Source organism: Burkholderia pseudomultivorans (assembly GCF_001718415.1).
Lineage (GTDB): Bacteria > Pseudomonadota > Gammaproteobacteria > Burkholderiales > Burkholderiaceae > Burkholderia > Burkholderia pseudomultivorans_A.
The window spans coordinates 1,342,318-1,363,051 of record NZ_CP013378.1; the positions used below are offsets into that span (position 1 = coordinate 1,342,318).

The 20,734-nt window shown below is 69.3% G+C and carries 21 protein-coding genes; 10 read left to right on the forward strand and 11 right to left on the reverse strand.

All coding sequences use genetic code 11. The features are described from left to right. Positions 1–10 precede the first annotated feature (10 nt). The 9 genes from WS57_RS18520 to WS57_RS18560 all read right to left on the reverse strand — a co-directional run bounded on the left by WS57_RS18520 (position 11) and on the right by WS57_RS18560 (position 9,496). Positions 11–1,489, reverse strand: coding sequence for an NAD-dependent succinate-semialdehyde dehydrogenase (locus WS57_RS18520; RefSeq protein ID WP_059517680.1), 1,479 nt, complete (start codon positions 1,487–1,489; stop codon positions 11–13). A gap of 121 nt (positions 1,490–1,610) precedes the next feature. Further along, on the reverse strand, positions 1,611–2,081 hold the full coding sequence (locus WS57_RS18525; RefSeq protein WP_009693782.1) for an Lrp/AsnC family transcriptional regulator: 471 nt from the start codon (positions 2,079–2,081) through the stop codon (positions 1,611–1,613). Positions 2,082–2,094: 13 nt separating this feature from the next. After that, the gene (doeB, locus tag WS57_RS18530) at positions 2,095–3,150 is read right to left on the reverse strand and encodes a N(2)-acetyl-L-2,4-diaminobutanoate deacetylase DoeB (RefSeq protein WP_009693783.1); all 1,056 of its coding nucleotides are present in this window, start codon (positions 3,148–3,150) and stop codon (positions 2,095–2,097) included. Between the two features lie 3 nt (positions 3,151–3,153). Continuing rightward, positions 3,154–4,362: an ectoine hydrolase DoeA gene (gene doeA / locus WS57_RS18535; protein ID WP_059517676.1), complete on the reverse strand. Its 1,209-nt coding sequence runs from the start codon at positions 4,360–4,362 to the stop codon at positions 3,154–3,156. A 10-nt stretch (positions 4,363–4,372) separates the two neighbouring features. After that, complete coding sequence (locus WS57_RS18540) at positions 4,373–5,377, reverse strand: cyclodeaminase (protein WP_059517674.1); 1,005 nt, start codon at positions 5,375–5,377, stop codon at positions 4,373–4,375. A 1-nt stretch (position 5,378) separates the two neighbouring features. Next, positions 5,379–6,344 (reverse strand): hydroxyectoine utilization dehydratase EutB, encoded by a 966-nt coding sequence (eutB, locus tag WS57_RS18545; protein ID WP_059517672.1) that lies wholly within the window; start codon positions 6,342–6,344, stop codon positions 5,379–5,381. A 108-nt stretch (positions 6,345–6,452) separates the two neighbouring features. Then, positions 6,453–7,865: a PLP-dependent aminotransferase family protein gene (locus WS57_RS18550; RefSeq protein ID WP_009689909.1), complete on the reverse strand. Its 1,413-nt coding sequence runs from the start codon at positions 7,863–7,865 to the stop codon at positions 6,453–6,455. Between the two features lie 243 nt (positions 7,866–8,108). Beyond that, positions 8,109–8,396: a DUF1330 domain-containing protein gene (locus tag WS57_RS18555; protein ID WP_009689908.1), complete on the reverse strand. Its 288-nt coding sequence runs from the start codon at positions 8,394–8,396 to the stop codon at positions 8,109–8,111. A gap of 239 nt (positions 8,397–8,635) precedes the next feature. Then, positions 8,636–9,496 (reverse strand): FAS1-like dehydratase domain-containing protein, encoded by an 861-nt coding sequence (locus tag WS57_RS18560; protein WP_059517711.1) that lies wholly within the window; start codon positions 9,494–9,496, stop codon positions 8,636–8,638. Between the two features lie 215 nt (positions 9,497–9,711). Here WS57_RS18560 and WS57_RS18565 point away from each other — a divergent pair, with 215 nt between their 5' ends. From WS57_RS18565 to WS57_RS18610, 10 genes are all read left to right on the forward strand, one after another. Next, a complete protein-coding gene (locus WS57_RS18565) occupies positions 9,712–10,218 on the forward strand; it encodes a MerR family transcriptional regulator (RefSeq protein WP_038455274.1) in 507 nt (168 codons plus the stop codon). Continuing rightward, a complete protein-coding gene (locus WS57_RS18570; RefSeq protein WP_059517670.1) occupies positions 10,215–11,771 on the forward strand; it encodes an MFS transporter in 1,557 nt (518 codons plus the stop codon). The genes WS57_RS18565 and WS57_RS18570 overlap by 4 nt, the downstream gene beginning before the upstream one ends. A 235-nt stretch (positions 11,772–12,006) precedes the next feature. Then, positions 12,007–12,486, forward strand: coding sequence for a MarR family winged helix-turn-helix transcriptional regulator (locus WS57_RS18575; protein ID WP_059517668.1), 480 nt, complete (start codon positions 12,007–12,009; stop codon positions 12,484–12,486). Continuing rightward, positions 12,483–14,615, forward strand: a complete 2,133-nt coding sequence (locus WS57_RS18580; RefSeq protein ID WP_059517666.1) for an FUSC family protein — start codon at positions 12,483–12,485, stop codon at positions 14,613–14,615. The genes WS57_RS18575 and WS57_RS18580 overlap by 4 nt, the downstream gene beginning before the upstream one ends. Positions 14,616–14,649: 34 nt before the next feature. After that, complete coding sequence (locus tag WS57_RS18585) at positions 14,650–14,862, forward strand: DUF1656 domain-containing protein (protein WP_009689404.1); 213 nt, start codon at positions 14,650–14,652, stop codon at positions 14,860–14,862. A 6-nt stretch (positions 14,863–14,868) separates the two neighbouring features. Continuing rightward, positions 14,869–15,822, forward strand: a complete 954-nt coding sequence (locus WS57_RS18590) for an HlyD family secretion protein (protein WP_069244693.1) — start codon at positions 14,869–14,871, stop codon at positions 15,820–15,822. Continuing rightward, a complete protein-coding gene (locus tag WS57_RS18595) occupies positions 15,819–17,333 on the forward strand; it encodes an efflux transporter outer membrane subunit (protein WP_069244694.1) in 1,515 nt (504 codons plus the stop codon). The genes WS57_RS18590 and WS57_RS18595 overlap by 4 nt, the downstream gene beginning before the upstream one ends. Before the next feature lie 171 nt (positions 17,334–17,504). Beyond that, entirely contained in the window at positions 17,505–17,930 is a 426-nt protein-coding gene (locus WS57_RS18600) for a TOBE domain-containing protein (RefSeq protein ID WP_009688898.1), read from the forward strand. Positions 17,931–18,003: 73 nt separating this feature from the next. Further along, positions 18,004–18,609, forward strand: coding sequence for a nitrogen fixation protein NifQ (locus tag WS57_RS18605; protein ID WP_069244695.1), 606 nt, complete (start codon positions 18,004–18,006; stop codon positions 18,607–18,609). Positions 18,610–18,765: 156 nt separating this feature from the next. Continuing rightward, on the forward strand, positions 18,766–18,960 hold the full coding sequence (locus tag WS57_RS18610; RefSeq protein WP_069244696.1) for a hypothetical protein: 195 nt from the start codon (positions 18,766–18,768) through the stop codon (positions 18,958–18,960). Between the two features lie 393 nt (positions 18,961–19,353). Here the strand turns inward: WS57_RS18610 and WS57_RS18615 are convergent, their stop codons facing one another. Both WS57_RS18615 and WS57_RS37655 read right to left on the reverse strand, forming a co-directional pair. Continuing rightward, positions 19,354–20,034, reverse strand: a complete 681-nt coding sequence (locus WS57_RS18615) for a ProQ/FinO family protein (protein ID WP_059517662.1) — start codon at positions 20,032–20,034, stop codon at positions 19,354–19,356. 287 nt (positions 20,035–20,321) lie between these two features. Beyond that, positions 20,322–20,681, reverse strand: coding sequence for a hypothetical protein (locus WS57_RS37655; RefSeq protein WP_009688894.1), 360 nt, complete (start codon positions 20,679–20,681; stop codon positions 20,322–20,324). Positions 20,682–20,734: the final 53 nt, after the last annotated feature.

Below are 20,734 nucleotides of genomic sequence, written 5' to 3' on the forward strand. Positions count from 1 at the left end.
TTTGAATGGGTCAGGCCGTCGCCGCGACGGGCAGGCCGAGATTGCCGAGACAGAAATACTTGGTTTCGACGAACGGCTCGAAGCCTTCGGCGCCGCCTTCGCGCCCGAGCCCCGACGCCTTCATCCCGCCGAACGGGATCGGCGCGCCGGTGAACTTCACGCCGTTGACCGACACCATCGCGAAGTCGAGCCGCCGCACCAGCTGGAAGATCGTGTCGATGCGCGTCGCGCACACGTAGGCGGCCAGGCCGTACTCGGTGTCGTTCGCCTTCGCCACGACTTCGTCGAGCGTGTCGAATGCACACACCGCCGAGATCGGCGCGAAGTTTTCCTCGTCGTACACGCGCATGCCGGGCGCCGCATCGGCGATCACGGTCGGCTCGAAGAACCAGCCACCGAGCCGGTGCGGACGGCCGCCGGCCACGATGCGTGCGCCGCGGGCGCGCGCATCGTCGACGCGCGCCACCGTCGCGTCGAACGCGGCCTGGTGGATCAGCGGACCGACGTCGACCTCCGGCTCGAACGCGGGGCCCGTCTTCAGCGCGCGCACCGCCTCTGCGTAGCGCGCGACGAAGGCCTCGTACAGCGGTCGCGCAACGAAGATCCGGTTCGCCGCGCAGCAGTCCTGCCCGGAGGTCTGGAACTTCGCGCCGACCGCCACCTCGACCGCACGGTCGAGATCCGCGTCTTCGGTCACGATGAACGGCGCGTTGCCGCCCAGTTCCAGCGCGAGCTTGCGGATCCCGGCGCGCGCGGCGGCCTCGGTCACCAGCCGCCCGACGCGCGTCGAGCCCGTGAAGCTCACGGCACGCACGCGCGCATCGCCGACCAGCGTTTCCATCGCCATCTGCGGCTCGCCGATCACGACGTTGAACACCCCGGCCGGCAAGCCGGCCTCGTCGGCGAGCTGCGCCAGCGCGAGCGCCGAGAACGGCGTCTCGTGCGCCGGCTTCACGACCGTCGTGCATCCCGCGGCGATTGCGGCGGCCGCCTTGCGCGTGATCATCGCGACCGGGAAATTCCACGGCGTGATCAGGGCGGCGACGCCGACCGGCTCCATCACCGTGCCGAGATGCGCGCCGTCGATATGCGTCGGGATCGTGCGCCCCGCGAGACGCTTTGCTTCGTTCGCGAACCATTCGACGAAACTCGCCGCATAGCGGATCTCGCCGCGCGACTCGGCGAGCGGCTTGCCCTGCTCGAGCGACAGCAGCGCCGCGAGATCGTCGAGGTGGCGCAGGATCAGCGCATGCCAGCGCAGCAAGGCCGCGCTGCGCGTGTGCTGCGGCGTCCAGCGCCAGGTGTCGTACGCGCGTTGCGCGGCGTCGACGGCCGCGACGATCTGCGCGCGTTCGAGCATTGGCACGTGGCCGATCACGGTCTGGTCGGCCGGGTTCACGACGGCGACCGTCGCCGCGCTGTCGCTGTGGATCCAGCGACCGTCGACGTAACAGGTCGACTTGAAGAGAACGGGGTGTCCGGGCAGCATGCTACGTCTCCTGATGGGTGGGCACGGACTTCATTGTGTCGCGCGCCCGCCCGGCATAATTTCGGTTTGCGCGCGCGGCGCTTGCGGTTTTTTCCGAATCGCAGCGTGCCGGCGCGAAGTTTCAGTGCCAGTCCGGCGCGCCGCCGGGCTCGCACTTCACGACCTTCGTCACGATGTAGGTGAAGTAGCGCTCGATGCCGAGGTCTTCCATCAGCAGCGTGTCGATGAAGCGCTGGTAATGGTCGATGTCGCGCGCGACCACGTGCAGCACGTAGTCGACGCCGCCGCCCGTCGCATAGCACTGCGCGACCTCCGGCGCCGCGCTCACGCGCGTCTCGAAGCGCCGCATGTCGTGCGCGGTGTGACGCGACAACGTCACCTCGACGACGATGCGGCTGCCCGAGACCATGCCGACCCAGTCGACGTCGGCGCGATAGCCGCGAATCACGCCGCTTTCCTCGAGCTTGCGCACGCGCTCCCACGCCGGCGAGATCGACAGGTTCACGGCCTCGGCCAGCTTCGATTTCGTGATGCGCCCGTCGCGCTCGAGGATGCGCAGGATCGCGAGGTCGTATCGGTCGAGCTTGATCACGGTTGGCGTCACCCTATGCGGCTACCGGGATGTTGCGCTCGACGATGTCGGCGACCACCGCGATCGTGTCGCCCGCCTGCACGAGGCCCGGGAAATGCCGTGCCGCGAGCAGCCCGCGCCGCCGCGCGACGTAGTCGACCGGCGCGACGCCGGTGCGGTCGATGTCGTGCACGCGCGCGAGCACGTCGCCGGCCTCGACCTCGTCGCCGAGATCGCGGCACATCTCGAGCAGGCCGCGGTGCTCGCTGAGCGTGAAGCACGAGCCGTCCGGCATGTCGAGCAGCGTGGTGGTGCGCGGCGCGGCGGGTGCGCGGTCGTCTGCGGTCCGCATGCCGGTTCGTATCTCGCGCCGCGTCAGCACGCCGGCATGCGCGAGAAAACCGCGCACGCCGCGTTCGGCGATCGCGACGCTGGCCGCCGTCGACGTGCCGCCGCCGCCGAGTTCGGTCGACACGAACACCTTGCCGGCCGCCTCGGCCGCGCTGTCGTACAGGCCGACGCTGTCGAGCTCCAGCATGCGCATCGAATACGGCGCGCCGAACGCGCGCATTGCGCGTTCGCAGCGCGCTTCCTGGTCGCGGTCCGCGAGCACGTGGATCGCCGCGAACGGCAGGAAGTCGAGCGTGCGTCCGCCCGAATGGATGTCGAGCACATGCGTGGCAAGCGGCAGCAGGTGGCGCTGGAAGTAATCGGCGATCTTCTCGGTCACGCTGCCGTCCGGGCGGCCCGGAAAGCTGCGGTTCAGGTTGCCCGCGTCGATCGGCGAGGTGCGCGTGCCCGCGCGGAACGCCGGGTAGTTCATGAACGGCACGATGATCACGCGGCCCGTCACGTCGTCGGCCTTCAGCGTGCCCGCGAGCTTCGCGAGCGCGACCGGCCCTTCGTATTCGTCGCCGTGATTGCCGCCGGTCAGCAGGGCCGTCGGCCCGTCGCCGCGCTTCACGACGGTGATCGGGATCATGATTGCGCCCCACGCGGAATCGTCGCGCGAATACGGCAGTTTCAGGAAACCGTGCCGTTCGCCGTCCGCATCGAAATCGACGGTCGAGGTGATCGGAGAGTCACGCATCGCCTACTCCTTCACGAACAGCTTGCGCGGCGTGCTGCAGAACGTCTCGACGCCGGTTTCGGTGATCAGGATGCTTTCGGTGATCTCCAGCCCCCAGTCGTCGAGCCACAGGCCCGGCATGAAGTGGAAGGTCATGCCGGGTTCGAGCACCGCGCGATCGCCCGGGCGCAGGCTCATCGTGCGCTCGCCCCAGTCGGGCGGATAGCTCGCGCCGATCGGATAGCCGCAGCGGCTGTCCTTGTCGATGCCCGCCTTGCGCAATACCGCGAAGAACGCATTCGCGATGTCCTCGCATACGTTGCCCGGCTTCGCGACGGCGAGCCCCGCTTCGATTCCCTCGACGATCGCGCGCTCGGCTTCGATGAAGTGCGCGGGCGGCTTGCCGAGATAGACGGTGCGCGACAGCGGGCAGTGATAGCGGCGGTAGCAGCCGGCGATCTCGAAGAAGGTGCCTGCGCCGCGCGCGAAGGTCGTGTCGTCCCAGGTCAGGTGCGGCGCGGCCGCATCGGCGCCGGTCGGCAGCAGCGGCACGATTGCCGGATAGTCGCCGCCGAAGCCGTCCGCGCCGCCGATGCCGGTCGCGTAGATCTGCGCGACCAGGTCGTTCTTCCGCATGCCGGGCTCGATCGTCTCGACGATATGCGCATGCATCCGCTCGACGATGCGCGCGGCGACGCGCATGTATTCGATCTCGCGCGGCGACTTCACCGCGCGCTGCCAGTTGACGAGCGCCGTCGCATCGACCCAGCGCGCGGCCGGCAGATGCTTCTGCAGCGACGCGTAGGCCGCCGCGCTGAAGTAGTAGTTGTCGAGCTCGACGCCGATGCGCAGCGCGCTCCAGCCGCGCGCCGCGATCACCTCGGTGGACAGGTAGTCCATCGGATGCCGCGCGGGCGACTGCACGTAATGATCGGGATAGCCGACGATGTTCTCGTGCGCCATGAACGTGGTGCGCTTCGCGCCGTTCGCGTCCTGGCCGCGGCCGTACCAGACGGGCTCGCCGTCCATCGGCAGCAGCACGCACTGGTGCACGTAGAACGACCAGCCGTCATAGCCGGTCAACCAGCCCATGTTGGTCGGGTCGGTAACGATCAGCAGGTCGATGCCGGCCCGCTCCATCGCCGCGCGCGTCTTCGCGATGCGCGCGGCGTACTCGCTGCGCGCGAACGCAAGGCGCGGCGCGGCTTCGTGGGTTTCGATGACTGCGGACATCTGTCTCCTCTCAGGTCGTGAGGTCGTTGTGGAAAATCGTGCCCGCGCCCGCCGCGCGAGCGCGCTGCAGTGCGAGCACCGCAATTGCGGTGTCCTGCGCGCCGGTGCCGGTCAGGTCGCAGATCGTGATGTCGTCGGCATGCGTGCGGCCGGTGCAGTGCCCGGCGATGACGGCGCCGAGTTCGGGAAACACGGCGTCGGCCGCGACGGCGCCCGCCGCGATCGCATGCGCGAGCTCGCCCGCGACGCGCACCTGCTGCAGCCGGTCGCAGAAGTAGCGCGCGACGCCGAACACCGACGGCGCGAGTTCGGTCTTGTAGTCGGCGTCGGAACCCATCGCGGTCACATGCAGCCCCGGATGCAGGTCTTCCGCGTGAACCAGCGGTTCGCGGCTCGGCGTCGTCGTCACCGCGATGTCGGCGTCGGCCAGCGCCGCATGCACCGAGCGCGCGACGATCGCGTCGATCCCGTGCGCCGCGCGCACGTCGGCCGCGAAGCGCGCCGCGCGCGCCGCATCGCGCGCCCACACCGTCACGTGCGTGATCTCGCGCACGAGCCGCAGCGCGTCGAGCTGCAGCCGCGCCTGTTCGCCCGCGCCGACGATCGCCGCGCGGCGCGCATCGCTGCGCGCCAGCCGGCGCGCCGCCACCGCGCCCGCGGCTGCGGTGCGCACGGCCGTCAGGTAGCCGTTGTCGAGCAGCACGGCCTCGGTCAGGCCGGTGCGTGCGGACAGCACGAGCATCAGCCCGTTCAGGCTCGGCAGTCCGAGCGACGGATTGTCGAAGAAGCCGGGGCTCACCTTGATCGCGAAACTGTCGAAACGCGGCAGGTATGCAGTCTTTACGTCGACTTCGCCGTGACGCTCCGGCAGCGCGAGATTGAGGATCGGCGGCATCGCGACCGCGTCGGTCGCGAGCGACGCGAACGCGGCCTCGACCTGGTCGATCGCGGCGAGATCGAGCGGCACCAGCGCGCGCAGTTGCGCCTCGCCGAGCAGGGTGACGGGATGCGCCATGTCAGTGCTCCGAAACAAGCCGGCGATGCACGGCCATGTCGATGTTCGCGCCGCTGACGACGACGACGACCGGGCCGTCGCGCCGCGCGATTCTCTGGTCCAGCAGCGCGGCGAGGCCGACTGCGCCCGCGCCTTCGACGACCAGACGTTCGTCGCGGTACGCGTGCGCGATGCCGCGCGCGATCGCCGCTTCATCGAGCAGCACGACGTCGTCGGCCAGCGCGCGCGTCATCTCGAAGGTGTAGCGGTTGTCGAGGCCGATGCCGCCGCCGAGCGAATCGGCGAGCGTCGGCTGCTCGTCGACCTCGACCGGATGCCCGGCTTCGAGGCTTGCATGCATCGCGGCGCCGCGCGCCATCGACACGCCGATCGTCGCGACCGCCGGCCGGATCGCCTTGGCCGCATACGCGACGCCGCTGAACAGCCCACCGCCGGACAGCGGCACGACGAGGGTGCCGGCGTCGGGCAGCGCTTCGAGGATTTCCAGGGCGATCGTCGCCTGTCCGGCGATGATCCGCGGATCGTCGAACGGCGGCACGTACGCATAGCCTTCGTCGCGCACCATGCGCCGTGCGGCAAGCTGCGCGGCGTCCTGGCTGTTGCCGGCGATCACGACGCGCGCGCCGAGCGCCGCGACCGCGTCGACCTTGTTGGCCGGCACGAGCGACGACATGCAGACGGCCGCCTCGATGCCGAGCGCACGCGCCGCATGCGCAACCGCGCGGCCGTGATTGCCGGTCGATGCGGTGACCACGCGCGTCACGCGCTGCGCCGCGAGTTCGGCGAGCGCATTGGTCGCGCCGCGCAGCTTGAAGCTGCCGGTCGGCTGCAGCGTCTCGAGCTTCAGATATACGGGCGCGCCGATTCGCGCGGACAGCGTGGCGGATGCGACGAGCGGCGTGGCGACCGCATGCCCCGCGAGGCGACGGCGTGCACGATAGACGTCGGACAGCGACAGGAACGACATGGAAGACCGGCCTCGCGACAGATGTGATGCGAACCAGTCTAATGTTCCAAATCGCGCTTTCGAATGTCCTGATACATTGCGCGCAGCCTGCGCGACGTCGGCGTCGATTCAGTGAAAATCGTGCACGTGCGGATACTGCTCGAACACGCCCGCGATGGTCTCGAGCGCGGCCTTGCACACGGCATCCGTCGTCTCGGCGCCGATGCACACGCGCACCGCATTCGGCCGCTCGGTGCCGCCGACGAGAAACGGATCGGGCGAGGTCACCGCGATCTTGCGATTGCGCAGTTCGCGCACCAGCCGGTCCGCCTGCCAGTAGTCGGGCACGCGCAGCCACGCGGACAGCGCGTTCGGATGCGCGCCGAGCACGTAAGGGCCGAGCGCGGCCCTCACCATCTCCTGGCGCAGCGCGAGCCGCTGGCGCTGCAGTTCGACCAGCCGCTGCGCGGTGCCGTCGGCGATCCAGCGCGTCGCGATCTCCGCGATCGGCGACGTCGCCATCCAGCTGCTGACGCGCAGCACGCTCTCGACGCGCAGCGCGAGCCGCCTCGGCATCACCAGGTAGCCGGTGCGCAAGCCCGTCAGCACCGATTTCGTCATGCTCGTGCAGTAGAAGCCGAGATCCGGAATCTGGCTCGCGATCGGCGTGGCCGTCTTCGCGGGCAGCGCGCCGTACACGTCGTCCTCGATCACGTACACGCCGTAGCGCGTTGCGATGCGCGCAATCGCGCGCCGCCGCGAATCGGACATCATCGACACGGTCGGGTTGTTGAGCGTCGGCGTACAGACGAGCGCGCTGATCCGCTCGCCGTCGCACATCTCCTCGAAGTGTTCGGGACGGATGCCGTGCTCGTCCATCTCGAGCCCCTTCAGCGTAAACCCGAGCACGTTCGCGGAGCCGATCACGCCGTGATCGGTCAGGCTCTCGCACAGCACGGTGTCGCCCGGGCCGACGATCGACGCAAGCGCGAGAAAGATGCCGTGCGCGGCGCCGTTCGTGATCAGCAGCGATTCGGGATGGACCGGCATGTTCAGCGACGCGAGCCACGCCGCGCCGGCCTCGCGGTGCGCATCGAGCCCCGCGATCGGGCGGAACGAGCGGATCCACGGCTGGTCGTCGGTGCCCGCCAGCGTCGCGCAGACGGCGCGCCACGCGGCGTCGTGCTCCGGCGTGTGCACAATGCGCGCGATCGAAAAATCGACCAGCTCGCGCTCGGTCGTATCGAGCATGTAGTTCGACATCGACTCGGTCACGCGCGCGGCCACGAAGCTGCCGCGCCCCACTTCACAGCGGATCAGGCCCTGTCTTTCGAGTTCCTTGTACGCGTTGGTGACGGTCTGCACGCTGACGCCGAGGCTCGACGCGACGTCGCGCTGCGGCGCGAGCCGTGCGCCGGGTGCGAGCGCGCCATTCTCGATGTCGGCGGCGATCGCCTTCACGAGCCGCTTGTATTTCGACTCGATGCCGTGCACCGCGCCGATCGCTTCGTGCCAGCTTGCCGATACTTCGGTCCGTCCCATCTCGATGTCTCCGTCGTTGCTTGCGCATGGTCGCCCAGAAAGACACCCGGAAAATATTGTCCTAGTGCAATTGCGTGCGAAAGCAGGACGCCCGTGGCGGGATCGGCGCACGCATCGAGCGTGCCCGGTAGAGACGGGGTGACGGAAACGGCCGGGCGGCGCGCGCCGTCCGGCCGGAGCAGGCGGGAAACCGGAGGAAAACCGGGCGCCATCGGCGCGCCCGACACAGCGCAGCGAACGCGCTCAGACGCCTTCGACCAGCACCGCGCGATAGCGTGCGCCCTTGAAGCGGTGCTGGACCACGGTCTGGTAATCGGGGCCGTGATACCACGCGTGCGCGGCTTCGCGAGAAGGGAATTCGACGATCACGACGCCTTCCGGGCCTTCGCCCTCGAGCGTCTCCTGCGGACCGTAGGCGGCCAGCACCTTGACCGGATGGCCGGCAAGCGTCGCGCCGACCTTCTGCTGGTAGATGTCGAGTTCGTGCTGGTCCTGCGTGCTTTCCCGCGTAAACACAATATAGGTGGCCAAGATGGATGCTCCCGGTGACAGCGATGAACGGGCCCGATGCGCGGCGTACCCCCGCGCAGGGCAGCGATGGTCCGCATGCGATGCGGCCGACACATGGTAGCCGTCGCGCGCGACGCGTGCGATCCCGTTCAGCCGAATACACTGGTGGGCCACGCCTAACAATCGGGTCGGGCGCCGCACGCTGCGATATGCGAACCGAACCCGAACCGCGGATCGCCGCGCCGGCGCCCGGGTGAGCTTCACGCCAGCGTCGCCGTCGCCTGCATCGTCAGCCAGCCGTCGCGATCCTTCGCCCACAGCTCGATCGTCCGGCCGTCGTCGGACGGCCTGCCGCACAGCGTAAACGGCTGCCCGTCGAAAGTCGGCCGCACCGCGCGGAACGCGAAGCTCGCCAGCGTCGCATCGGGCCGCTCGCGGTGCACGAGATCGACGAGCAGCGTCGCGATCAGCGGACCGTGCACGACCAGCCCCGGATAGCCCTCTTCCTGCGTCACGTACGGGCGGTCGTAGTGGATCCGGTGGCCGTTGAAGGTCAAGGCCGAATAGCGGAACAGCAGCACCGTGTCGGCGGTCACGACGCGCGACCACGCTTCGCCGGCCGGCGCCGCGACGGGCCGCTGCGCCGGCGCACCCGGCTGCGGCGCATCGCGATAGACGATGTCGTGCTCCTCGTCGATGCACGGGCCGCCGTCCGACTCGATCCGGTGCCGCACCGTCACGAACACGAGCCGGCCGCTGCGCCCGGTCTTGTCCTCGATATGCGCGATCGTCGATTCGCGCGTCGCACGGCGGCCTGCACGTAGCGGCGCATGGAACGTGAAGCGGCCGCCTGCCCACATCCGGCGCGGCAGCGGCACCGGCGGCAGGAAGCCGCCGCGCCGCGGATGCCCGTCCGGGCCGAGTTCCGCCGTCGGCGCGACCGGCAGGAAATAGAGCCAGTGCCAGAGCGGCGGCACGACCTCGCCGGGCGCCGCGCGATCGAGCGTCGCGGCCAGCGCGTCCAGCGGAAACACGGTGATGTGGTCGGCGAGCGTTTCGGTCCTGCCGAGCCATGCGTCGAGCGACGCCGGCGCGTCCGGGCGGGAGGATGGAGTCGACACGGCGAAACCCCCGATGCGTTCGAAAGCGCCAATATGCACGCCGCCCCGCGTCGCGCCAAGCCATCTTTCCCTGAGACGCCCTCCACGTCCGCCTGAGCCTTCGCCGCGCACCCGTCGATCCGGCATCCGGTCCGGCCCCGCCAACCCAAACATTTACGTCAACGTCAATGTTGTGCTACATTCACGTCAACGTTTACCCGAATGCCGCAGCCCCGATGTCTGCCGACCCGACCCTCCTCACGATCCGCGACGCCGCCGAACGGCTCGACGTCACACCGCGCACGCTGCGCTACTACGAAGAGCTCGGCCTCGTCACGCCGACGCGCAGCGACGGCCGCTACCGGCTGTACAGCGAGCAGGACCTCGAACGGTTCGCGCGCATCCTGCGCCTGCGGTCGATCGGCTTCTCGCTGCAGGGCATCGTCGAGATCCTCAAGCGCCCGCTCGAAACGACCGGCGAGGGCCGCCGCGGCTACTCGACCGAGTCGCTGCAGGCCGTCGAGGCGGCGCTCACGCAGCAGATCGACGCGCTGGACGCGCGCATCGCATCGGTGCGGCGCGAACTGAAGGAAGCGCAGGCCGTGCGCGACGAGCTCGAGTACGACCGCGACTACCTGCGCCGCCGCATCGCCGGCGAAAGCTCGGAGACGCTGATCGCGCAGCGGCTGGCCGAGCGCGGGCAGCGCAAGCCACGACGAGGCGGCGAAGGCCCGAAAGCATGAACGCATCGCCAGCCCGGCAGCCGCTGCGCAACCTCGCGCGGCTGCAGGACGACCTGTTTCCGCTCGCCATCGCGATCGCGACGGGCCTCGACTACTTCGACAACGCGTCGTTCTCGTTCTTCACCAGCTACATCGCGGGCGGCATCAACGCGTCGCCCGACGAACTCGTGTGGGCCGCAAGCGCCTATGCGGTCGCATCCGTGCTCGGCATCCTGCAGCAGCAATGGTGGGTCGAGCGGCTCGGCTACCGGCGCTACGTCAGCGGCTCGCTGCTGCTGTTCGCGGCGGCGTCGGTCGCGGCCGCGCTGTCGGAATCGTCGCTCGAACTGGCCGTCGCGCGCGGCGTGCAGGGCTATTTCATGGGCCCGATGATGAGCGCGTGCCGGATCCTGCTGCAGATCAGCTTCACGCCGCAGCGGCGCGGCGCCGCGACCCGCCAGTTCCTGACGATGATCCTGCTCGGCAGCGCGCTCGCGCCGCTGATCGGCGGCTACCTCGTCGCCCACTTCGGCTGGCGCGCGGTGTTCCTGTCGACCGCAGCCGGCGGCTGCGCAATCGCCGCGTTCACGCTGTTCGCGGTGCCGCCGTCGGGACGGCTGCCACCCGAGCATCGCGGCGAAGCGCATCTGTGGCCCTACCTGATCTTCGCGTGCGCGCTCGGCGCGCTGCAGATCGTGATGCAGCAGGTCCGCTTCGAACTGTTCAGCACCTCGCCCGAACTCGTGATCCTGACGGTCGCCGGCGTGCTCGCGCTGGGCTGGTTCGTGCGCCACCAGTGGCGGCACCCGAAGCCGCTGGTACGGCTGCACGCGCTGCGCGAGCGGACCTTCCAGGCCGGCATGCTGCTGTACGTCTGCTATTACTACATGAGCAACGCGCTCGGCTACCTCGTGTCGCGCTTCCTCGAAGGCGGGCTGCGCTACCCGGTCGAGAACGCGGGCCGGCTCACCGGCCTGACGTCGCTGGCGTCGGTCGCGGCCGCGTTCGTCTACTTCCGCTATTCGGCGCGCGTCACGCACAAGAAGTGGATGATCGTGCCAGGCTTCCTGCTCGCCGCACTGATCGGCGCCTGGATGATCCACATGCCGCCGGACGCGAGCATGGCGTGGATCGTGCCGCCGCTCGTCGCGCGCGGGCTGCTGCTGCTGTTCATCGCGCTGCCGACCGCGAACGTCACGTTCCGGATCTTCGCGATCGAGGAATTCCACAACGGCTACCGCTTCAAGAACATCCTCAAGCAGCTGACCTACTCGTTCGCGACCGCGACGATGATCATCCTCGAACAGCACCGGATCGCGGTGCACCAGACCCGCCTGATCGAATACGTGACGCCGTTCAATCCGCTCTACCGCGATACGTTCGACGCGCTCTCCCGCGGGTTCGAGGGCGCCGGTCACGCGGCGCGCGACGCGCAGGCCCTCGCGCTCGCCGAGATCGGCCGCATGGTGTCGCAGCAGGCGAGCTTCCTCAGTGCGCTCGACGGCTTCTATTTCATCGCCGGCATCGCGGTGGTCGCCGGCGCATTCGCGGTCTGGCAAAAGCAGATCGACTGACGGCGCCCGCCCGCGACGCGCGGCGCGGGATGCGCCGCCCGGGTCCGGCCGCCGCCTCATCCTTACATTCAGCCTTCTTCGATCGCCGCGGGCCGGCCGCCGCTGTGTCTTGACCATCCTCCGCGAGCCGCCTACATTGCGTCCATGCGGCACCGGCCGGGGCGTGCGCCCGTGACACCCGGGTGACAAAACCGATAGTTTGCTACCGAACGTTTTTGCCACTATCATCTCGGCCATGACCAACCTGCACGACCTCCGCCTCGCCGTCAGCAGCCTGCTCGTGCTGTCGGCGCGCAAGTGGCGCCGCACGAGCGACGGCATGCTGACCGCGTACAACGTCTCCGAGGCCTGCGCGACGCCGCTGCTGATCGCCGGCCGCCTCGGCGAAGGCGTGCGCCAGGGCACGCTGGCCGAACACGTCGGCATCGAAGGGCCGTCGCTGGTGCGCCTGCTCGACCAGCTGTGCGCGGCCGGCCTCGCGCGCCGCGACGAGGATCCGCACGACCGCCGCGCGAAAACGATCTCGCTGACGGCCGCCGGCCGCGCGGTCACCGCGAAGATGGAAGACGACCTGCGCGTGCTGCGCGCGCAGGTGCTCAAGGGCATCCCGCGCGACGATCTCGAGGCGGCGCTGCGCGTGCTCAACGCCTTCAACGCCTACGACGCGCACCCGCCCGCGCCGCACCCGCGTCCCGTCGCCGATTCCGCGTCATGACCTACCCGAGCCTTCGCGACTGGCTGTTCTCGGTCAAGACCTTCGCCGCGTCGATGCTGGCGCTGTACCTCGGCCTGTATTTCCAGCTGCCGCGTCCGTACTGGGCGATGGCGAGCGTCTACATCGTGTCGAACCCGTTCGTCGGCGCGACCCGCTCGAAGGCGCTGTATCGCGCGCTCGGCACCGCGCTCGGCGCGGCCGCGGCGGTGTTCTTCGTGCCGCCGTTCGTCGAGGCGCCGATCCTGTTCAGCATCATCGTCGCGACCTGGTGCGGCACGCTGCTGTACCTCGCGATCTCCGACCGCACCGCGCGCAGCTACGTGTTCATGCTGGCCGGCTACACGATGCCGATGATCGCGCTGCCGACCGTCACCGATCCGGGCTCCGTGTTCGACGTCGCGATCGCGCGCACCGAGGAGATCGTGCTCGGCATCGTCTGCGCAAGCGTGGTCGGCAGCACGATCTTTCCGAACCGGCTCGCGCCGACGCTGATCGAGCGCACCGACGCCTGGTTCAAGGACGCCGCGTTCTACGGCCGCGAGACGCTGTCCGGGCACATTGCCGGCAAGGCATTGACCGCCTGCCGGCAACGGCTCGCGTCGACGATCACCGGCCTCGAATTCCTGCTGAGCCAGCTGAGCTACGACCACGCGCATCCGCGCGTGCTCGCGCGCGCACAGGCGCTCGCGGGCCGGATGCAGCTGTTCCTGCCGCTGATGTCGTCGCTGGCCGATCCGTTGATCGCGCTGATGCGCGACCTGCAGGTGCGCCCGCCCGAGCTCGATGCGCTGCTCGCCGACGCCGCGAAATGGTTCGACGCGCCGCTGCCCGCGGTGAAGGCCGGCACCGACGGCGACATGGCCGACGACCCGGTCGCGGACCGCCTGCGCGCAGGCATCGCCGCATTGCAGCCCGCCGACGACGCGCTCGCGAGCTGGGAAGGCGCGCTGCTGTCGAACGCGCTGTGGCGACTGCACCAGGTCATCGACATCTGGCAGGACTGCCGCTCACTGCGCGCGCTGATCGGCAACGAATCGGGCGTCTGGCAGCCGCGCTACCGGCACTGGCGGCTCGGCGGCACCGAGCGCTTCTTCGACCGCGGGATGATGCTGTTCTCGACGCTGACCGTGGTCGGCGCGATCGTATTCGCGTGCTGGCTATGGATCAGCTCGGGCTGGCACGACGGCGCCGGCGCCGTCACGCTCGTGGCCGTCGCGTGCAGCTTCTTCGCCGCGCTCGACGAGCCCGCGCCGCTGGTGTTCAAGTTCTTCCTGTCGACGGCCGCCAGCGTCGTGTTCGCGGGCCTGTACCTGTTCGTCGCACTGCCGCACGTGCACGATTTCCCGATGCTCGTGCTGATGTTCGCGGGCCCGTTCATCCTGATCGGCACGCTGCTGCCGCGCCCGCAGTTCAACATGGTGACGATGCTCGTCGCCGTGAACACCGCGACCTTCATCAGCATCCAGGGCGCCTACGACGCCGACTTCTTCGTGTTCCTGAACAGCAACCTCGCCGGCATCGCCGGGCTGCTGTTCGCGTATCTGTGGACCCGCGCGACGCGTCCGTTCGGCGCCGAACTCGCCGTCCGGCGCCTGTTGCGCTCGGGCTGGGAGGACGTCGCGCGCTCCGCGTCGACGCAGCCGCTCGAGGACCAGCGCAATCACGCGTCGCGCATGCTCGACCGCGTCACGCAACTGCTGCCGCGCCTCGGCGCATCCGACGACCACCGCCACCCGTCGATCGAGAGCTTCCGCGACCTGCGCATCGCGCTGAACGCGCTCGACCTGCGCCGCTCGCGCCGCAAGCTGTCGGGCGACGTGCCCGACGCGATCGACCGCGTGCTGGCCGGCGTCACCGATCACTACACGCGCTGCGCCGCCTCGAACGCGCGCCAGCCCGCGCCGCCGGCGCTGCTCGAATCGATCGACGACGCGTTGCGCCGCGTGGCCAACCGCAATCTGCCGGCTGCGCCGGCGACGGCGGCCGACGCCACCCCCGCCGCGCCGACGCCCGTCGCAATGCATCGCTGGCTGCGCGATTCGCTGCACGCGCTGGTCGGCCTGCGCCTGTCGCTGTATCCGGCCTCCGCCGCGCGGGCGCCGCAGGCACCGGACGGAGCGCAGGCATGATCCGACTTTCCAACCCGTCTTTCCGACCGCGACCATGATCGGCGAAATCGACATCCTCGGCGTCTTCGTGCCGGCCCCGCTCGTGCTGATGCTGATCGCCTATCTGATCAACGTCGTCGTGCGCGCCGCGCTCGAACGCGTCGGCTTCTATCGCCTCGTCTGGCATCGTTCGATCTTCGATCTCGGCATCTACGTGTTCGTCTTTGCCGCGGTCGTGATCGTGTCCCACCGTTTCGTGGCTACCTAACTGAACGTGAAAAAAACCTGGCTCTCGGCAGGGCAGATCCTGCTTACCCTGATCGTCGTCGTCGTGGCCGCCCTCGTGCTGTGGCGGATCATCAACTACTACATGTTCTCGCCGTGGACGCGCGACGGGCACGTGCGCGCCGACGTGATCCAGGTCGCGCCCGACGTGTCGGGCCTGATCACCTCGGTCGAGGTCGCCGACAACCAGGCGGTCAAGCGCGGGCAGGTGCTGTTCGTGATCGACCAGGCGCGCTACGCGCTCGCGGAGCGGCTCGCCGAAGCGACGCTCGCGCAGCGCCGCGCGACGCTGGCCCAGGCCAAGCGCGAATACGCGCGCAACCTGCAGCTCGGCAACCTCGTCGCGAGCGAGCAGGTCGAGGAAAGCCGCACGCGCGTCGAACAGGGCGAAGCGGCCGTCGCCGACGCACAGGTGTCGCTCGACACCGCGAAGCTGAACCTGCAGCGCACGACCATCGTGAGCCCCGTCGACGGCTACCTGAACGATCGCGCGCCGCGCGTCGGCGAATACGTGCCGGCCGGCCGCGCGGTGCTGTCGGTGGTCGACCGGAATTCGTTCCGCGTCGACGGCTACTTCGAGGAAACCAAGCTGCGCGGCATCCACATCGGCCAGCCCGTCGACATCATCGTGATGGGCGAGCCGCATGCGCTGCGCGGCCACGTGCAGAGCATCGTCGCGGCGATCGAGGATCGCGACCGCACGCAGGGGTCGAACCTGCTGCCGAACGTGAACCCGGCATTCAGCTGGGTGCGGCTCGCGCAGCGCGTGCCGGTGCGCGTGATGCTCGACGAGGTGCCCGACGATTTCCGGATGATCGCGGGCCGCACCGCGACGGTCGCGATGCGCGCGCCCGACAAGCGCCGCAACGATGGCGCGAAGCCGGCCGCCGGCGCGTCGACGGCATCGGGCACGGCCGCGAGCGCAGCGGGGGCGTCGCAATGAAACGGCACGGACTTCGCGTCGCGGCGGCGCTCGCGCCGCTGGCGCTCGCACTCGGCGCGTGCAAGTCGGTCGGCCCCGACTATAAGCTGCCGCAACAGGCTTACGTCAACGCGCCGCTCGCCAATCATGCGCTCGACGACGCAAACGGCACGCTCGTGTCGCACGACGCCGTACCCGGCAGCTGGTGGCAGCTCTACGACGATCCCGTGCTCGACGATCTGGTCCGCAGCGCGCTGAAATCGAACACCGACCTGCGCGTCGCGGCGGCGAACCTCGCGCGTTCGCGCGCGGCGCTCCAGGTCGCGAGCGAACAGGGCGGCTTCTCCGGCAGCGCGGAAGCGGCCGTGCAGCGCGCGCAGGAATCGGCCGAGCAATACCTGCTGGAAAACAAGCTGCCGGTCGTCAACGAAGGCGTGGTCGGCGTCAACGTGTCGTACGAGCTCGACCTGTTCGGCAAGCTGCGGCGCGGCGTCGAAGCCGCGCGCGCGGACAGCGAGGCCGTCAAGGCGGCCGGCGACCTGGCGCGCATCACGGTCGTCGCCGACGTCGTGCGCGCGTATGTCGAATCGTGCTCGGCCGGCGAAGAACTCGCGATCGCGAAGGAGTCCGTCGCGCTCCAGAAGCAGCGTGTCACGCTGTCGCAGCGCCTGCGCGACGCAGGGCGCGGCAACCAGACCGATGTGACGCGCGGCGTGACGCAGGTGCGCACGCTCATTGCCGACATCCCGCGCTTCGAAGGCCGCCGCAAGGTCGCGCAATACCAGCTCGCCGCGCTGCTCGCGCGTGCGCCGGCCGACCTGCCGAAGGCGGTCGTCGAATGCGAACGGCTGCCGCGGCTGCGCCAGCCGATTCCGATCGGCGACGGCGCCGCGCTGCTGCGCCGCCGCCCCGACGTACGCGCCGCCGAGCGGCAGCTCGCCGCGGCGACCGCGCGGATCGGCGTCGCGACCGCCGCGCTGTACCCGTCGATCAGCATCGGCGCGTCGGCCGGCTCGGTCGGCGTCGCCGCCGACCTGTTCTCGTCCACCACGAACCGCTGGTCGTTCGGACCGCTGATCAGCTGGTCGTTCCCCGTCAACGGTCAACGCGCCCGCGTGCGCGAAGCCGAGGCCGCGACGGGCGGCGCGCTCGCGCACTTCGACGGCGTCGTGCTGAACGCGCTGCGCGAAACGCAGTCGAGCCTCGCGACCTATGCGGCCGACGTGCAGCGCGCGGATGCGCTGCACACGGCCTACGAATCGGCGCGCAAATCCGCCGACGAAACGCACCGTCTCTACCTCGCGGGTCGCGAGTCGTATCTCGCTGATCTCGACGCGACGCGCACGCTGACCGGCGTGCATGCGCAGGTGGCGGCGGCCGAAGGACAGGTCGCGGCCGACCAGGTGCGGCTGTTCCTCGCGCTCGGCGGCGGCTGGGAAGGCGACACGGCAGCCGCTGCGTCGCAACAGACGCAGACGGCTGGCGGGGCTGGCGCAGCGGCCGGCAACGCGGGCAGCGGCGCGAGCCAGTAAGCGGCGACGCAGGGGCGGGACGAGCCTGCACGGCGGGCGCGTCGTCGTCGACAGCGGCGTTTGCAATATCGTGAATAGGGCCCGCGCTCGGCCCGCGTTGGCGGTAAACTCGTCCGCACCTTTTCCGTTTCTTCCGCTGCCCGTCGGGCGGCCCGTCCCCGGAGACCCAGCATGCGAACCAGCGCCCGCAACCATTTCACAGGTCAGATCAACGCCGTCAAACCCGGCGCCGTCAACGACGAGATCACGCTGCGCACGCAGGACGGCCTCGACATCGTCGCCGTGATCACGCACGGCAGCGCCGCGTCGCTGGGCCTGGCCGCCGGCACGAAAGCGTTCGCGCTCGTGAAGGCGTCGTCGGTCATCGTGATGGTCGACGTCGACAGCAGCAAGGTGTCGGCGCGCAACTGCATCGCGGGCACCGTGGCCTCGGTCGCGAAGGGCGCCGTCAACTCGGAAGTCGCGATCAGGGCCGCCGGCGGGACCGAAATCATCGCGATCGTCACCAACGACAGCGTCGAACGCCTCGGGCTCGCAAGCGGCAGCGCCGCGACCGCGATCTTCAAGGCGTCGAGCGTGATCGTCGGCGTCGAGTAAGCAGGCGGCGATCCATGATCGCGCTTCGGCGGTCGGTACACATGCGCGCGGCTCGCGTTGCGCGGCGCGCGCGATGACGCATACGCCCGATTGCGCCGGGTCGCGCGATGAACCGACGCGACGGACGCTGCTGGCCGGCGCGGCCGATGCGGCGGATTGCGATGCACGTCTGTTCAGCGCGCTCGTCGCGGCACGCGCGTGTCGCGACGAACTCGCGCTGCTGGGCTTGTCCCGCCAACAGCTGGCAGGTCTGCTTGCACGGCATTTTCCGCGTCTGTCGTCCAACGATGCCGCGGCATTCGTGTCGCCTTGCTGCGTTCCCGTTCTGCCGCCCGCGCATTCAAGTTTCGTCACGGCACTGCACGCGCTGCTGATGCGCGACGCCAATCCGGCGGTTGCGGCAGCCGACGCCGACTGCATCGCCTCGATCGTCGCGCATGCCTGTCTGCGGCCCGATCATCTGTGGCGCGACCTCGGTCTCGACGGACGCGACGCGGTGTCGGCAATGCTCGAGCGCTATTTCCCCGCGCTCGCCGCGCGCAATGTCGCCAACCTGCGCTGGAAGAAATTCCTTGCGCAGCAGACGGCGATGTCGCTCGGCGTTCCAGCCGGGCCCGCACCCGGCTGTCCCGGCTGCGAGGACTACGGTTTCTGTTTTCCGGCGCAGCAAAGGGCGTGACTGGGGCGGGGGGGCGCGGCTGTTCCGGTCGCTCGACTCGCCATGCGGGACGGTTGCGCGGGATGTGCATGCGCACGCGCTGTTTCGCCCGACCGTCGGAATTCCCTGTCGATCGACGTTGCGAGTTCCAATCCGCCATCGCGTGACGACGGTTGGATGATTCTGCGGCGCGGCGACCTGTTGCTGGAATTCTTCCCTCAGCCCGATCTCGATCCGGTGACGAGCTGGTTCAATCGCTGTTTTCGTCTCGACGATGTCCGCGCGTTCTTGAATGCGATGCTGGCGGACGGCGTGCCGGAGAAAACCACCGGCACGCGAGCCGCGGGGCGGTACGGGCGGATGGCTCGCTGATCCGCTTTGATTCGCGCCGAAGACTAGACAGTATTGCGACTGATGGATGCGATGCCGGAAGCGGGTACGAGTGTCGGTCGCATGCGTGCCGTCGTCGTCACGACTGGATGCAACCGTCAACGGATGCGGGCAATATGCGCCGGTTACATGGCCGACAGACATCAGGAACCCGCGAAAAGCATTCGATAAGGAAACCGAAGCATTCGGGTGGCACGTTCGCCTGGACGAGGGATCGACGCCCGGACGGAGAAAACCACCGAGCGCCGTACGAGCCAGCAATGCACGGGGCTTGATGCAGCGACTCCGGTCATCGCCCCGGCGCGCAGTCGAACCGGCAAGCAGGCCCGGCATGCCCGCCGCCGCGCGATCGCACGGCGACGGTCGTGTCGGCTGTTACTCGTTTGCGGTCGTTTGCGGCTGCTCGGCCTGCGTCGCCGCGTCGGCCTGCTGCGCGTCCACGTTTTCCGGTTGCGGCACGGCAGACGCTTCCGGCTGCGGCGCATCGGCCTTCGGCTGCTGCTGTTGCGGCGCGCCCTTCGCCGACTGCGCACCCTTGCCCGGGCGACGCGCCTTCAACCGCCGCGCACGCGCCGCATCGTCGCGCGTCACGCGACCTGCTTCGTTGCCCTGCAGATCGACCCGCACCGCGTCTTCGACGAGGCACGACCAGTAGCGGTTGCCGCGACACCACGTCGTCATCGCATCGCGCAGCTCGGCTTCGCTCAGGCCCACGGCCTGTGCCTCACGCGCGAGATCGTCCCAGATGCCGACCTTCAGCGGCACTTTCGGGGCCGGATTCTTCGGGAATGCGCGCGGAAAACGCCGCTGCAGTTTGCCGATCGCGACGATGACCGGATCGACCGGCGCCGATGGCTTCGACGGCTTTGCCGCCGCGGGCTTCGCACCCGGTGCGGCTTTGGACGCGACGCCCGATTTGGCCCCGCGGGCCGGCCGATCGCCGGACGACGGCTTCGCGCCGGCCTCCGGGCGGGTCGCCGGCCGCTTCGCGTTCCGCTCCTGCTTGGCCTTGGCTGCGAGCTGCGCCCGCAATTCGGCAAGTTGTTCAAAACCCATAAATTCAATCCACCAGGAATGTAAGGCGTGGTTCGTGCGGTCGAGCCGCGCATTGGCGACGACGCTGCCGCCGACGCGCGAACACGGCGGACCGCGTCGCGCACACCACTGTTTCAGGCACCCGGCCACGATGCCGGACAAGGCAGGAGTGGAAGTATACCGGTACGCGCGGGAAGTCGGCTGACTCGCCGGTCTGCGTTTGCCGAAGCGCACGAATCCGAAATGCACCGACGCGGTCGGTACGCAGGCAGTGATCGGTCGCGAATAACATCCGGCGCCGCCTGTCGTTACCGTTTTCCCGGCGGACGGCGACGTTGGCGATCGCCCCGGAATCGGATATCGAAGCCGGAGGCATCTCGGCCTTCCGTCACCGCGCAGCATTGCGCGGTGCGGCGCGTTTCATCGTGCAGAATCGGAGCTGTTGCCTGTCGATGGACCGGATCGATGGAAAGACGGCCCTCGACGATATCGAAGTACGGAACATCGCGCATTGCATTCTTGCAGTGTGCGACGACGTGCGGCTCAATCATATTGGACACGTGCGTTCGCGCGGCAAACGGATCGCACAGCATGCACAACGAAAGCGCACGATGGCGCAACGGCGCGGCCGTCCATGCGCGGTTGGTTGCGTCCACATCGATCTGCAATCACGGACGCATCGCGCCGAAAAACGGGAAAGTGCGTAGTATGGCCGGACCGA